General features: G+C 46.9%; 7 protein-coding genes and 1 pseudogene. 4 read left to right on the forward strand and 4 right to left on the reverse strand.

Going from position 1 to position 13,024, the window contains the following annotated elements; genetic code table 11:
* Nucleotides 1-132 precede the first annotated feature (132 nt).
* From DESRU_RS13935 to DESRU_RS13950, 4 genes are all read left to right on the forward strand, one after another.
* Nucleotides 133-321 carry a hypothetical protein gene (locus tag DESRU_RS13935; protein WP_049786759.1) on the forward strand — a complete coding sequence of 63 codons (189 nt, stop codon included), beginning with the start codon at nucleotides 133-135 and terminating at the stop codon, nucleotides 319-321.
* 620 nt (nucleotides 322-941) lie between these two features.
* Nucleotides 942-2,408, forward strand: a complete 1,467-nt coding sequence (locus DESRU_RS13940; RefSeq protein ID WP_013842730.1) for an Msr family ABC-F type ribosomal protection protein — start codon at nucleotides 942-944, stop codon at nucleotides 2,406-2,408.
* 711 nt (nucleotides 2,409-3,119) lie between these two features.
* Entirely contained in the window at nucleotides 3,120-3,560 is a 441-nt protein-coding gene (locus DESRU_RS13945) for a VOC family protein (RefSeq protein WP_013842731.1), read from the forward strand.
* A 378-nt stretch (nucleotides 3,561-3,938) separates the two neighbouring features.
* The gene (locus tag DESRU_RS13950) at nucleotides 3,939-4,415 is read left to right on the forward strand and encodes an SAM-dependent methyltransferase (protein WP_013842732.1); all 477 of its coding nucleotides are present in this window, start codon (nucleotides 3,939-3,941) and stop codon (nucleotides 4,413-4,415) included.
* Between the two features lie 219 nt (nucleotides 4,416-4,634).
* Here DESRU_RS13950 and DESRU_RS13955 read toward each other — a convergent pair whose 3' ends face one another.
* The 4 genes and pseudogenes from DESRU_RS13955 to DESRU_RS21820 form a co-directional block, all read right to left on the reverse strand.
* Nucleotides 4,635-5,735, reverse strand: a complete 1,101-nt coding sequence (locus DESRU_RS13955; RefSeq protein ID WP_013842733.1) for a response regulator — start codon at nucleotides 5,733-5,735, stop codon at nucleotides 4,635-4,637.
* Between the two features lie 228 nt (nucleotides 5,736-5,963).
* A complete protein-coding gene (locus tag DESRU_RS13960) occupies nucleotides 5,964-9,065 on the reverse strand; it encodes a hybrid sensor histidine kinase/response regulator (protein ID WP_013842734.1) in 3,102 nt (1,033 codons plus the stop codon).
* A gap of 465 nt (nucleotides 9,066-9,530) precedes the next feature.
* Nucleotides 9,531-12,077, reverse strand: a complete 2,547-nt coding sequence (locus DESRU_RS13965) for an S-layer homology domain-containing protein (RefSeq protein WP_238446304.1) — start codon at nucleotides 12,075-12,077, stop codon at nucleotides 9,531-9,533.
* A gap of 102 nt (nucleotides 12,078-12,179) precedes the next feature.
* A pseudogene (locus DESRU_RS21820) lies at nucleotides 12,180-12,914 on the reverse strand (GLUG motif-containing protein); the annotation flags it as partial.
* Between the last annotated feature and the right edge of the window lie 110 nt (nucleotides 12,915-13,024).

Here is a 13,024-nt window from a genome sequence, read left to right on the forward strand (position 1 = left end):
GGCTTCTTTAACGGTACAATCTGTGCAAATGCAATAAAAAGCGGTTAACTTGCAGTATTTAATGGAGGACTTCATAAATATGATCATCGAAACAAAGGAGTTGGCTCCAGCTTAATCAAGGAAAGCTGGCAATTGGCAAAAAAGCTGGGATACACATCTGTATTTCTTGTTGGCGATCCTGCTTATTACCATCGATTTGGTTTTAAATCCGCGGCTCATTTCGGCATCAAACACAAACCCAATATTCCTGATGAATATGTCATGGGCTGTGAATTGGTCCCCGGAGCACTGTATGAAATCGGAGGAACAATTCATTTTTAAATTTTAACAGCTTCGTCAGATAAGCCTACTGGTGCAACAGCGGGCCAGTTTTCGCTCGTGTCGTTTTATCCCCAAATCATTCAAATCATTGTTCCCAATATGAACATCCTCTTGTGACGGTGCTTGATGTCTTGTTTTTCTTGAGACGCCACGTACGTTGACGGATTAAGGATATTAATGCAAATTGACAATATTAAAATCAAAATGCTATATTAAAATAAAATTGTATTAATAAAGGAGACAAGTATCTTTGCATTCTATTCGTTTAAGATAAGCCGGCAATAAAAAAGTGGTAAAACTATCCACGATTGTGGGCTTTTTGTTGTGCTTATTTTTACGAATCAGGGCATGGATACAGGTTAGGTATGGCTTTTTCCCGCTATCCCTTTCTCTTTGTTTGCCTTTTCTCGTTGATATGCAGATCCAAAGCCCGCATTGCGGACTTGGGCCTGTATTTTTTATTGCTTGAATCGGGAAATCGGAAATAAAATCAACAATAAAAATAAAGAAGGAGCAACCACAATGTATTATATCTTTATATAAACCATCCTGTTTAAATCGCAGGATTTTCCTGCGATCCACTCAATGAAAATATGCGATTTAAAACAGGAGGAACAACAATGGAATTATTATTAAAAGCAAGTGATATTTGTGTGGAATATACAGGCCGCGAGGTATTGGATATTAATGAACTGGAGTTGTATGATTATGACCGTATCGGCTTGATTGGCAGCAACGGAGCAGGAAAAAGCACTCTGCTCAAGGTGCTGCTGGGGGAATTCACGCCGCCCGGATGCAGGGTAAAACGCTCAGGAAATTTTGCACACATTCCTCAATTGGAAGAAGCGCATGTTCAGTGCTCCACGGATCATGCCCTGTTTAGCAAACTCGGCGTCAACAAGCTGGATAAGCAAAACATGAGCGGCGGTGAAGAGACTCGGCTGAAAGTGGCACAGGCACTTTCCTGTCAGGTGCATGGCATTTTTGCCGATGAACCCACCTGCCATCTTGATCGAGAAGGGATTGATTTCCTTATCGGTCAGCTCCAGTATTTTTCAGGCGCGCTGCTAATCATCAGCCATGACCGCTATTTTCTTGATGCCGTCGTGAATAAAATCTGGGAGCTAAAGGACGGCAAAATCACTGAGTATTGGGGAAATTATTCCAATTACCTCCATCAGAAAGAGGAAGAACGGCGAAATCAGGCGGTTCGCTACGAACAGTTTGTATCCGAGCGGGAACGCCTGGAGCGAGCCGCCGAAGAAAAGCGAAAGCAGGCAAGGAAGATTGATCAAAAATCCAAAGAAACCGCTAAAAAAGGGATGACAGAAAGCGGCAGCCGCCTAGGGCATCAGAAAACCATGGGCAGCAAACAAAAATCTCTCTACAACTCCGCTAAATCCATGGAACACCGCATGGCTGCCATGGAGGAGGTGCAGGCTCCTGAAAAAGTCAGAACCGTTCGCTTCCGTCAAAGCCAGGCCCTGGCTCTGCATAATCCCTATCCGATTACAGGAACAGAAATCAACAAACGATTTGCTGATAAAGTGATTTTCGACAGCACCTCCTTTCAAATTCCCCTTGGAGGGAAGGTAGCATTCACCGGAGGGAACGGGACAGGTAAGACGACTCTGTTCCATATGATTCTGAATCGGGAAGACGGCATCTCCGTTTCTCCAAAGGCAGAAATTGGCTATTTTGCCCAAAGCGGCTATAAATTCAACCGTGATCAATGTGTCATAGCCTTTATGGAAAAAAACTGCGACTACCAGCAGTCTGAAATTCGCTCTGTGCTGGCCTCCATGGGCTTTTCACAAAATGACATCCGGAAAAATTTATCGGTGCTAAGTGGCGGAGAAATAATCAAATTGCTGCTGGCTAAAATGTTCCTGGGACGCTACAACATTCTGCTGATGGATGAACCCAGTAATTATCTGGATTTACCCAGCGTAGAGGCGTTAGAAGCATTAATGAAAAATTATGGTGGCACCATCTTGTTCATTTCCCATGACCAGAGAATGCTGGAAAACGTGGCCGACAGGATCTATACAATTGAAGACCGGCGCCTTCACCTGACAAAAGGATAGTTTCGACTGGAAGCAGTGGGTTTATATCTCACTGCTTCCTAATTTATATATCATTTTTTGTCTTTTTATGGTCTATAAGTTGAGGTTGCCGCAGATGAAGTGGTCGGTATTGAATTGGATAACCAAGGGCGCTATCATGTCTAGAAATTCTTGGATCTTTGTCCTCCTGTAGGTCGGGTTAAGGTCTTGCTTTTCTTTGCATAGAGGTTCATTCCTTTCACTTGAATTTGGTATATGTAAAAAGCCGTCACAATGATGACGGCTTGGAGACCAACAATTAACTTTTAGAAAATTTTATGGTATAGTAAGTTTTTAAAAACGAATGAGTTTGTGGTTTTCGTATGATAACTACATTTTTATTATTGATATAATCTCAGGTGGTGTGGGGAATGATTAAAAGCGAAGCGAATAATAAATATATTGTAACTTAAAAACTAACCATAGATTGTGTGAAATGCAGCGGATGTGTTGCGTTTCTTTATATTGTGTGAAAACCGATGGTTTTCCTGCGGATAAAGTGGCCGGAAAACCTTGCAAAAACCTTATGTCGGATTTCCGTTGTGCCATTCATTCTCAGTTGGCTCAAACCAGTAAGCTACATCTTCAAGATTATTTATAGACAGTGAAGATATCTGCAGGATAAAGCGTATACCAGCTTTTTGCCAGGCTACAGGGGCACTATGATATTATCAATGAATAAGGAGGAAGACGATGACAGGAGTAGAAATTGATTTTGTGGTTACTGATAGTCTAAAGGCGTTGGCATTGTACGAGCGTATATTCGAGGTAAAACGTATTGAAGTAACCGATTTCCCAAAGGGTCAAAATGAAGCCGTGTTTTCCATCTACGGTACACGTTTTCATATGCTAGATGAAAATCCTGAGTTCCAGCTCATCGCCCCAAAGCCTAACGATGCCAAACCGATTTGGTTCAATGTAATGGTGCCGGACATTCGTAAGGTACATAAAAGTGCACTGGAAGCTGGCTGCGTAACGGTGCAGGAAGTAACGGAGATGGCTGATTACGGTGTCAGCAACTCGATGTTTGCCGATCCCTTTGGCTACTTATGGATGCTGCATCAAGTCCACCGGGAGGTCAGCTTTGAGGAACGTCGTCATCTGTGGGAAGAAAAATTGAACGCACCGGAATAGGACATACCACAGGGTCAAATGTGCCTCCAAGCTGAGTGAAGATACATCGTCCTGTCATCTTAAATATTTTGCTAAGGGCTATAACTTCAGTCCATATATTGGGTTGCGCTAAATAGCTTGCTTAATAGGAAGTCGTGAATCTAAACTCACCACTTCCTATTTTCATGTCATCCTTCGCTGTTTTCACGGTCTATCGTCAGGTATTCCTTCAGCCTGCAGTGAGCCTTGTTTTCTAGAATTCATCCTTTCTAATTCCAAAAGATCGAAATATAATAAACTATTGGTTTGAAACTATTTTTAAAAACGCTTGTAGTATAAAAACACATTGGTATACTGAATATAACGGCGCCGTAAATAAAACGAATAGGAGATTTATTTATGGAACGATTTATAATAAAATCAATTGGGAAAGTTCGTGTAGACAATAAGGGAATGCGCTTAGAACTGGAAAAGGAGTTCATTCCTGCCCTCACTAACCTGGAGGGTTTTGGTTACATTCACGTTCTTTGGTGGTTTGATCAAAACGATCATTTGGACTCTCGCTCAAAATTAATTGAGAAAAGCCCATATAAAGGTTCACCGGAGACCTTGGGTACCTTTGCAACACGTTCTCCGGAGCGCCCAAATCCCATAGCTCTTACTTGTGCGTATATTACCTATCTTGACTGCCAAAACGGAATCATTGGTTTGGCTTTTATAGACGCAGAGGATGGAACTCCTGTGTTAGATATTAAGCCTTACACGCCAAGCCTTGACAGAGTAGAAAATCCGATTGTACCGCAATGGTGTGCCCATTGGCCAAAAAATGTGGAAACATCCGGAGATTTTGATTGGGACACAGTCTTTAATTTCTAACTTTCCATTTTTAGAATAATTTCAAAGGCTGGTTTTCCAAGCTTGGGAAACCAGCCTTTTGTAATGACCCCCTGGATTCTGCACAGGTTTTCTAGTGAATACAGGTCATTCACTCTTGGTTAATCACAGTATATAAAAATATTTTAAGTCCCTGGGTCAGTAAACACCGCATTAAAGGATGCGGCTCCCGGTCTCTCAATCTCGTTCATCAGACTCCGTTTAAAACAGGTTTTGTACCAGACTGGATGTCTCAATCTGCGGTTTTTCTCCTAATTCCTCCGCCAGCAGCTTTTCCAACTGCCGGTACGTCTCCAACGCCTTCCTCTTATTGCCCAAAGCCAGATGATGACGGATCAATTCTTGAATATAGCGTTCTTCGAATGGCTCCATGTGGATCAATTTTTCCAAGCTCTCCCTGCGCGCACCCTTTTTCGAGCAGGTTGCGGGCGTGGAAAAAACATAGCCCTCCAGGCAATGTTTGTAGGCTTCGCGCAATTTCTCCCTGGCCCCTAGAGACCAGGGCCAGTCTTCCTGTTCCAGATAATCTTTATTGGCGTGTTGCAGCAAGTTTAAAATGGCTTGTTCGTTCGCCGGAGACAGGCCAGTGAGTATTTTTTCAATTTCGTGCACATCGCTCTCCGCTTCCAGGCACAGCGTGTAAAATTCACCGGCGTAAAGGATCGGATTCTCGCAGTTTAGAGACTTTAAAGTCTTTCTCAATTGGTAAACCGTGCTATGCAACAGATTGCTCCCCTTATCCGGAGCCACGGCAGGCCACAAATCATCGATAATTTGGCTGCGGTGGACCGGTTGGCGATGATGCAGCAGGTAGGCGCAAAGCTCCTTTACCTTCTTGGTGCGCCATTTAATCAAGTCTCCCCTTGGATCACGCAGACTGAAATTTCCCAAAAACTGCGCCTGGAAACAGCGCTTCTCAATATAAGGCGTCGAAACTTTCCCGTTCCATTTTAAAAAATGGCGGATGGTTTTAGCAAGCCGGTCTTTTTCAATGGGCTTCAAAATATAATCCGCCGCCCGGACGTCAAAAGCTTGCAGCGCGTAGTGCTCATAGGCGGTGACAAAGACAATGCTGGTTTCATCATTCAGGGCTGTCAGTCGCTCGGCCATAGAAAGGCCGTTTTGATTCGGCATTTCCACGTCCAGAAAAACGATGTCGGGCTTTTCCTCGGCAATGGTTGCCAAGGCCCGCGTTGCATCGGTGAAAGTTCCAATCAAATTGACGCCGCCTATTTCTTGTAATAGATTTTCCAGCAAGTGCAGCGCCAGGATTTCGTCATCCACAGCTATGGCCCGAAGCATAATTTTTCCTTCTTTCAAAAAATCAAAATAATAGAAACAGCATTGCCAACAGGAAAAGATCTCGTAAGACTTGGCAAAGCAAATAAAAAAAGTTAGAGTTGAGAAATTATTCCGCTTGTTTAATTATAGCGAAGGCTGCTGAACAATTTCTGAACAAATCACTTTACCAGGCGCCGGAAAAAGGCAAAGGTTTTCTCTCACGGCAATGATGACAGCGGCTTCTCGTTTTCAGGCTTCTTCACGGGCGGCTGTTTCCTTTTCGGAAAACCTATCTCTATAAGGCGCCGTGATGACAATGCTTGTGCCCATATTTTCCTCGCTGCGGATGGCAACGGAAAATCCCGGGTGTTGCTTGATCCGTTTGCATAGATTCAACAAGCCCACCCCGCCCCCGGGAAGCGGTTGCTGCTGTCGGATGCTTTCCACTTGCGCCTTGGACATGCCGGCGCCATTGTCCCGGATCTGAAAGATAACACCGTTGCCATCCCGCCGTGCGGTAAGGGATACCGTTCCCTCTTGCCGGTTGGCCAGGCCGTGACGGACAGCGTTTTCCACAAGGGGCTGCAACAAGAGAGGCGGTAAGTAACAGCGCAGGTTTTTCTCTACAGCCAGCTCAAACTGAAATCTCCCGGGGAAACGCGCCTCTTCAATGGTGATGTAGGATTGGATCAGGGCCAGTTCCTTTTCCAACGGCACAAACTGGCTGGTATTGCTGAAGGCAAAGCTGCCTCGCAAAAAATTGGCGAATTCAGTGATAAGCTTGCGTGTCTTTTCAATGTCCATATAGCTTAAGGACAAAATGGAATTCAACACATTATAGAGAAAATGCGGGCGGATTTGGGCCTGTAAAAAAGCCGCTTCCATCCTGGAGGCTGTGGCGACGGCTTCTTTCAGGTTGAGCAAGCTGCTCATCCGGCTTTTCAGCTCCGTCAGATCAAAAGGCTTGTGCAGAAAGTCGTTGGCCCCCGATTGAAAGGCAGCCACCATGTCTTCCGGCAAAATGGCCGCCGTCAGCATGAGCACGGGCAATTCGGCAATGCTATAGGATGCTCTGATTTTCCGGCATACTTCATAACCCGACAAACCCGGCATCATGATGTCCAGAATGATCAAATCCACATCAGCGCGCTGCTCCAATAGATCCAACACAGCCTGGCCATTGTCGACGGCGATGAGAAAGTACCCTTCCGGTTCCAACGCTTCCATGAGCACGCGCAAGCTCGTATGGTCGTCATCGGCAATGATGATTTTTTTGCCGTGGCCCTTTTCAACCATTCTGGACATCGGGAATGAGACCGGAGCCGTCCGGAAATCTGCTGTCTCCTGGAGGGAAATGTCAATTGGGCGGACCTTTTCCGTGGCTGCCACAGGGATGGTGAAGGAAAAGACGGCGCCTTTTCCTTGTTCCGATTGGACCCAGATGCGTCCTCCCTGCAATTCCACCAATTGCCTGGCAATGGCCAATCCCAGGCCGACGCCTCCAGGCCTCTGGGACGGAATTGCCCCTTGCTGGTAAGGCTCAAAAACCTTTTCCAATTCTTCCGGTGCAATGCCCGGTCCCGCATCTTTGACGGACACCACCACAAAGCCGGCTTGTTCCTGGGCCGAAAGTTCAATTTCACCACCGGCGCCGGCATGTTTGGCTGCGTTGTCAATCAGGTTGTTCAGAATTTGCCGGAGCCGGTTTTCGTCGGCCCGCACGTAAGGAATGTGCGGAGAAACCTGATTGCGCAGCGTCATGTGACCGGGCAGGACATGGGCGAAAACTTCCGTCACCAGATGGGAGATCGTGTGCAAGTCCACATTTTGCGGCCGGATTTTCAATTGCCCTTGTTTAAGTTTGGAAAGATCCGCAATATCCTCCACCAAAAAGGCCAATCGTTTGGAGATCTCCTTAACGAGCGACAGTTTATTGGTTTGTTCCGGGGTCAGGGAGCCGGAGGCAGGGCTTGTGAGCATGGATTGAACCAACGTCATAACACCATGCAGCGGTGTGCGGAACTCATGAGATGTTTTAGCCAAAAATTCGTCTTTAAATCGATCCGCCTGCACAAGCCGCTCAGATAGCGCCTCATTTTGTTTGTAGATGCTCACAAAGCGATTAGACATGTACAAGGAAAGCAGCAGCATGTAAATAAAGGGTATGAGGGGCGGAAGGATTGAAGGGTTCATTTGGTTGTACACATTCAAAATGCCCACAGCGATATACAGGATCGTGACCGAGGAAGCAACCATGAGAAAAGAAGCTCCCGCCACCCCCGCTTGCACGGTTTTTACCTGAATATAGAAAATGTGAATGACCACGGCAAGCGGGAAAAGGATATTGAGTTTTAGCACCTCCACTTGAGCGCCCATGTTGAAACGAGCAGGACTGCAAATCAAAACCAGTATCAAGCCGCCGATCAACAGGACGGCATAAAGAATTTTCTGATGGGAAAGACGGGGAAAAAGAAAATGAAAAAACAAAGAAAGAAATATGCCCATGAGGACGCCCGAGAGCCTTTGTAATCCTAAAAACAAAATATAAGGCAGTTGAGGATAATAGGCATGCAACAGTTTCTCGCCATGGGTGGCGGTGTAAAGAGCGAACATAAAACAGGCTAAGGAAAAAAACAGCAACTCTCTGTATTTCCTTAAAAAGAAGTAAAAATTGAAGAAATAAATTCCCATGGTCAGAAAAGATACCAGCATCACCCAATCATACATGCGCTGAAGATCCAGGGTCCGGAGAATGCTTTGCTCATCACCCAGATACAAAGAACTGATGATGCCCCCACCCGTGCCATAGTGAAAATTGGCTGCCTGAACAATGATCTCCAGTTCATTGCCTTCGAGCGGAAAAAAAGCAACGTACGGTGTGTTACGGGCTTGATAGGAAGCGTTTTCTTGCGGGATTCCACTTTGCCCTACCTTTTCTCCATTGATCCACACAGCGTTGGACATACGAATATTATTCGTCTTCACACCCATGACCCCGTTCATCTCCGGCAATTGCACCCGCAGGCGATAGGTGGCGCTGCCGTAAGGGGGCATCGGGCGCCCGTCTGTTTCATAGCGGGTCCATTCGGAAGGAACGGGTACGTAGTGGGGAATGTCTTGATGCTGATCAAAATAGGCAGTATCTGCCAGCTTGCCGGCCACAAACTGCCATTCGCCATTTAACTGAAGGGGGCCTTCTGCGTCAAAATCATACTCTCTGGCGTCAAGTACGCCCTTAACAGCTCTTGGCTCATTCGAACCATCCCGCTCAAGGGCAAAAAAAAGCAATCCCAGGGCGATGGCAAGGGAAAAAACCACGCTCAAGAAAGAATAAATCGTTCTTTTTGTCACATCGAGTCTCCTCATTATTTGCAGGCAAAATGATTAGCCGGCCTGTGTTTTTGCATCCTCTTCACTGTTGCATGGAGTCTCTCAGTCTGTTCAAAAACACTGCCCATCCAGGCATCTATTTCACAAGCGCTCACTATTTTTTAAAACAAATTTTTACTTGTTTATTTCAATATTTATATGTATTCTTCCTTTTTTATTTGGAAACAAAAAACTCCATAAGCACTTCATTCACAGGCTTATCCCCGGTTATTTTGGATTCCATTTTATTCTTGTGTCAGCAATATTTCTCCCTCTGCCGTCACGGAACAATTACTGGGTCAGCTATTTCTCCGGAAACTTATTCCGCCCCTGGAAATAGGAGAAAAAAGTCTTCTGACAGCAAATTGCACTCACTATCAGAAGACTTCTTTGTATTTTATAGCAAACCGGTCAATGCGCCGCGACCTGCCGCTACGGTTACAGTTTTTACTTATTAATCATTTTTGTTTCTGTCAGGAGGTTGCGAATGGCTGTGGCCGCTTCCGCATAGGTGAGCATTCCCTTCGGATCGATGGTCGCTTCCGTTTTGCCGTTAAATACTCCGGCGCTGACGGTTTTCTTGACGCCCTCATAGGCCCAGCCACTTATTTCCTGTTTGTCTAGATAGTTTTCGATTCTGTTGTTGCTCTTCTCCTTCAATCCTACAATGTCCATGGCTCTTGCATACATGATCATGGCTTCTTCCCGGGTGATTTTCGCTTCCGGTCTGAAGGTTCCGTCGGGATATCCGGCGATGATTCCATATTCGGCCGTCATCGTAATGGCATCGGCCAGTTCGTTGCCACTCGACACATCAGAGAACTCTCCCGCTTTGGCTACTCCCGTTCTGTATATACCGAGGGCCTTGGCAACATACTCTGCAAAATCTCCCCTCGTGATCTGTCCGTCCGGGGTGAAGCTCTCAGGATTTTTTATGACCAGCCTGGATGCCATGTCGTTTACATAGGCTTTCGACCAGTGATTCTCCACCGAACTTACCGTTACCGGGTTCCAGATAACTGAATAGGTTGAATTCGTCAGAGAGTTCAGTTTGGCATACCATTTTCCATCCTTTTCAAACACTTCCGTCGGAACGTGGGAAAAGCTTCCGTCTCGGTTAAGCACGACGCCTGTGGTGATTTTGCTCGCATCGACTCCTTCCGGAAGGGCGATGATCCGCTCTACGTAGGCGTTGAATTTGCTAATCTCCACTGTCTTACCGGCATTTGCAGCGGTTATCACGAATTCTATGGGATCAACTACCATTTGATCGTTGTTTTGAGCGGCTGCCTTCTGGCTGGCTGCGGCGATTTTAACATCAATCAGGATGTCCTTAAGTTCAACCTGCCGGCCAAATTGGGACCATACGCTGTCGATGTTGATTTGCGCCGCAGGCAGGACATAGCTTACATTATTGGCTGTAATCTCAAGGATATCTTCTTGGCCTTCCATGTTCTTGACAGTCTGGCCGTTTAAGCGACCGATGACCACGTCCGCTTTGGTTGTCACCGGGATCGTTACAACAGCCTTTCTTCCTTCCTGCTTCAGTCTTTCTGCCAGTTGCTGATCATCTATGGTGACGGTGATGATCGTCTTGTCACCTACTTTTGTTGTGTCGGCTGTGCCTATGGTTCCCTCTTTGCCGTTGACAGTGATGTTCAATCCCGTTGTCGGCGGCGTACTCGGCGTGCTGCCGCCTCTGCTCCCGCCACCGGAAGACTTATATGGCGTTACGGAATTGGACGGCACTGACTGCGCGCTGTCTCCTGCCGCATTCGTTGCCTTTACGGTGAAGGTGTAGCTCGTTCCGTTGTCCAAACCGGTAACGGTAATCGGACTGCTTGTGCCTGTGGCACGAATATTGCCGGGACTTGCCGTTACGGTATAGCCGGTGATCGGACTGCCGCCGTTGCTTGCAGGAGCGCTAAAACTCACTGTGGCTTGTCCGTTTCCGGCTGTGGCCGTTACGTTTGTCGGCGCCCCGGGCACGGTTCTCGGCGTGGCGCTGTAATTACCGGAAGTAGCGATGACATCATCATTATCGTCAATGGCCCGAATTTCAAAGGTATATGTCTGTCCATTGGTAAGGCCTGTAACTTCATGACTGTAAACGCTGCCTGCCACCGTTTCCACATGTGCAGCGTCTTGATACACATAATAGGATACTGTTTCAGGCACTTCGCTCCAATCCAAACGTACAAAACGGTCGCCAGGCGTTAAAAGAAGGTTTAAGGCCCCCGTCTCGTTGACGGTCAAGGTTGCCGGATCACTAATGATCTTGCCTGCGTCGTTGCTTACTTCTACCGTGTAGGTCCCTGCATCCGAAGTCTGGGCATTGACGATGTTTAACATCGCAGAGGTAGCTCCGGCTATATCGCTCCCGTCTTTTTTCCATTTGTAGTTCAACGGTTCCGAACCTGCCGCGGTTACTGTGAAGGTTGCTGTCTGTCCTATGGTCACCGTCTGGTTCTGAGGTTGGCCCGTAATGCTCGGCGCTACCGGATCTGTCCCTGTGTTAATCGTCAAGGTTGCCGGCTGACTAGTGACTTTTCGTATTCCGTTGCTGACTTCTACCGTATAGGTTGCCGCGTCTGACCCTTCGGCCGCTTCAATGGTTAACGTCGCTGAAGTGGCCTCCGCGATGTCAACGTCGTCCTTTTTCCATTGATAACTCACAGGTTCCCCTGCTGCCGTATTTGTTCTAACACTAAAACTTGCCGGTTCCCCTGCATTTACCGTCTGGTCTTCGGGCTGTGAATAGATCCTTGGTGTAACCGGCCATATAAGATAAGGGTAGCTGTCGGGGTTTTCGTCCATAGACCAGACATCGGTAAAATCCCAGTCCTCAAAGGTACTTTGTGTCTTCATCTCCGTCGTGCTTTTACCGGCACCCCCGGGACTCCCGTCCTGATTTGAAGTTTCGATGTCCCAGTAGGATCTCTCTATCGTTCCGCCGGAAACGCCCCCCACCAGGCCACCGAGACTATAGCCCATCGGACTGAGCTTCTCCACTCGGCCTGTAGTGTAAGAACTGACAATACTGCCTTGGTTGTAGCCTGCCAGACCGCCGAGCATGGCGTTACCCGATACATCTCCTGTAGCATAAGAGTCGAGAATACTCGCATCAATGTAGTTTCTGCCCACCAGACCTCCCGCATAAGTGTAAACGTAGGTGCTCGTCACATTACCCGTGGCGTAAGACTCCCAGATCCGGCCATAGTTTGAACCTACCAGGCCGCCGACATTTGGGTTACCACTTGATGACACATTGCATGAGGAATAAGACTGTCTTATGAGGCCATAATTCTGGCCTACCAGGCCGCCGACAGTTGCCAAGCCTGCCACTTCGCCTTTGGCGTAACAATTGAAAATATTATCATTGGAAGAAGAGCTGGCCCCCGCCAGGCTGCCAACCATTTGGTTACCTCTAACATCTATATCCACCATCCCCAAGTCGTGGATTCTTGCTCCACCATAAAGAACGCCGAACAATCCCACACCGCTCTCACTGGGACGGTTAATATAAAGTCCCCTGATTGTATAACCGTTGCCGTCCAAAATGCCTCTGAAGTTGTTAATGGGCTGCCATCCCGCACCGCCATTATAACCTGGCCCGCCCGCGCTTAGGTAGTCGGTCAGGTTAATGTCTTGGGTCAATATAAAATTACCCGACAAGTTCGCCCTTACCAAAGTATCCAACTCTTCCGGAGTGCTAATCGGTATTGCATCATCGGAAGCTGCATATGCAGGCGCACCGGCCATAGGGATGGCTGTTATCAGCATCATCAAACTGAGCAGTAAGGAAAAGATTTTTCTACAATTCAATTTCATTAAAAAGACCCCTTCTTAGACCGAATTGTTCGTAAACGAAATGCTGCACAGAATTTCTCTTAAAGTAGCTCGCTAAAGGAAATCTCTGTTTTCTTTTAAGCCGAATCGCG

The sequence above is a fragment of the Desulforamulus ruminis DSM 2154 genome (assembly GCF_000215085.1).
Lineage (GTDB): Bacteria > Bacillota > Desulfotomaculia > Desulfotomaculales > Desulfotomaculaceae > Desulfotomaculum > Desulfotomaculum ruminis.